The 2500-nt window shown below is 57.2% G+C and carries 1 tRNA gene, 2 rRNA genes and 1 pseudogene (2 of these 4 cut by a window edge); all 4 read right to left on the bottom strand.

Annotated features, from left to right (window positions below):
• Positions 1-265: pseudogene (locus NKI20_RS21435) on the bottom strand (type II toxin-antitoxin system ParD family antitoxin) (it extends 1 nt beyond the left edge of the window).
• Between the two features lie 554 nt (positions 266-819).
• A tRNA-Met gene (locus tag NKI20_RS21430) sits at positions 820-896 on the bottom strand.
• A gap of 146 nt (positions 897-1042) precedes the next feature.
• Positions 1043-1157, bottom strand: a 5S ribosomal RNA gene (gene rrf, locus NKI20_RS21425).
• Between the two features lie 278 nt (positions 1158-1435).
• Positions 1436-2500: ribosomal RNA gene (locus NKI20_RS21420) — 23S ribosomal RNA — on the bottom strand; it runs 1757 nt beyond the window's last position.

Here is a 2500-nt window from a genome sequence, read left to right as displayed (position 1 = left end):
TACCTGGCTTTCGCCTGCTTCGCGCGATGTCGTGTCTCCAGCCAGGAGAAGACCGTTTCGGCAGGGATGCCTTCGCTGGATCTCGCTGAAGCTCGGCCAGCCGCGCCGGTACGTCTTCGCGCAGCCACCTCTCCCGCTCCGCCTCGAAATCCTCAAGCATGCGCAGGCCCGCGCGGACAACCTCGCTGGCATTGTTGTAGCGGCCTGATTCGAGCTGCTTCCTGATGAAGCTCTCATAGTGGTCATTCAAAGCGTAATTTGGCATTAGCAACCTCCTGCAGGGGATATGGGGGCGCATGGAGGTAGCAATAGAATCCGATTTCACCTTGCCGCGATTCGCCGGCAATAGAATCGCTCTGTCGCTTGATTCGGCATGACCGAAATGCTGCCTCGGCCACGAGGGCCCCGCGATCGAGGATCGACGCGCAAGCTGATGCCGGGTGTGATTCTTTTGTGGCAGCCGCGCGCGAGAGGGGTGCAAAATTCAACCGGCTAAAATTTGTTTCGTATTTGGTTTCAGGGCTGGTCTTTGAGCCGGTGCCTTCAGCCTATGGCCCGCAGAGCGAGGCTGCCTTGTCAGCATCGGCATCGCCGACGCGCCAGGCAGCAAGCCCGGAAATAGGATCTCATCTTTTGCCGCGCTATACCGGCCTTCTGCGCTTCAATCCTTGGACCTGGTCAGGCATGAGAGGCAAGAAGCCCGCCGGCTTGGAGCTTGACGGGCCTTGCGTGCGGTTGAGCCGAGTGGATCGACGGCCGGCGTCAACCCCCGAACGCAAACAGCCCGCCGGCATTTTGCCTGGCGGGCTGCTTTGGATTTGGTTGCGGGGACAGGATTTGAACCTGTGACCTTCAGGTTATGAGCCTGACGAGCTACCGGGCTGCTCCACCCCGCGTCGAGGTTTGGAAGTATGCGCAGGCCTACGAACAGGATGGCCTACAGATAGGTATTTGGCTCACCAAATGAAAGGGCCGCTTTCGCGGCCCGGGTTCCCGTTGGCGGGCCTTATCATAAAGAGAAGATTCAACGTGCGTTTAGCAGACCTGGCAGCGACCTACTCTCCCGCGTCTTGAGACGAAGTACCATCAGCGCTGGAGCGTTTCACGGCCGAGTTCGGAATGGGATCGGGTGCAGCCGCTCCGCCATAACCACCAGGTCGGCAAAACGCACGTTGTTCGAGAAGCTGTTTCTAGCGAATAGCCAATAGTGAGTAGCGAATAGGGATCCTATTTGCTGCTTTCTCTGAGCTGTTCGCTGGTCTTTTTTGTGCCTTTACAGTTCTTCTGGTCCTGACGCCTTTCGAAGCGAAGCTTCGCAAGGTCGACCGACCGTCGGCGCTGATGCGCCGCACCCACGTAGCGCCGCCCGCAGGGCGGAACGAGCGTGAGTGAGAACAGACCATCTGACTTTGTCAGATGGGCATAAGGAATGAGAACGATCAAGCCGATCGAACTATTAGTACCGGTAAGCTTCAAGCGTTGCCGCTCTTCCACACCCGGCCTATCAACGTGGTCGTCTTCCACGGTTCTCAGGGAATACTCGTTTTAAGGTGGGTTTCCCGCTTAGATGCCTTCAGCGGTTATCCCGTCCGGATATAGCTACCCTGCTATGCGGCTGGCGCCACAACAGGTCCACCAGAGATCCGTCCATCCCGGTCCTCTCGTACTAGGGACAGATCCTTTCAATATTCCTACACCCACGGCAGATAGGGACCGAACTGTCTCACGACGTTCTGAACCCAACTCACGTACCGCTTTAAATGGCGAACAGCCATACCCTTGGGACCTGCTCCAGCCCCAGGATGCGATGAGTCGACATCGAGGTGCCAAACAACCCCGTCGATATGGACTCTTGGGGGTCATCAGCCTGTTATCCCCGGCGTACCTTTTATCCGTTGAGCGATGGCCCTTCCACGCGGGACCACCGGATCACTATGACCGACTTTCGTCTCTGCTCGACTTGTCAGTCTCGCAGTCAGGCAGGCTTATGCCATTGCACTCAGCGAACGATTTCCGACCGTTCTGAGCCCACCATCGCGCGCCTCCGTTACTCTTTAGGAGGCGACCGCCCCAGTCAAACTACCCACCATACATTGTCCCGGACCCGGATAACGGGCCGCGGTTAGACATCCATAGTAATAAGGGTGGTATTTCAAGGGTGGCTCCACCTGAGCTGGCGCCCAGGCTTCAAAGCCTACCACCTATCCTACACATGCCACTACGAATGCCAATGTAAAGCTATAGTAAAGGTGCACGGGGTCTTTCCGTCTAACCGCAGGAACCCCGCATCTTCACGGGGAATTCAATTTCACTGAGTCTATGCTGGAGACAGCGGGGAAGTCGTTACGCCATTCGTGCAGGTCGGAACTTACCCGACAAGGAATTTCGCTACCTTAGGACCGTTATAGTTACGGCCGCCGTTTACTGGGGCTTCGATTCAGAGCTTGCACCCCTCCTCTTAACCTTCCAGCACCGGGCAGGCGTCAGACCCTATACGTCG

The organism is Mesorhizobium sp. M0830 (assembly GCF_040319965.1).
Taxonomy (GTDB): domain Bacteria; phylum Pseudomonadota; class Alphaproteobacteria; order Rhizobiales; family Rhizobiaceae; genus Mesorhizobium.
The sequence above is the reverse complement of the archived record's forward strand: the minus strand, read 5'-3'. Positions and strand labels throughout refer to the sequence as shown.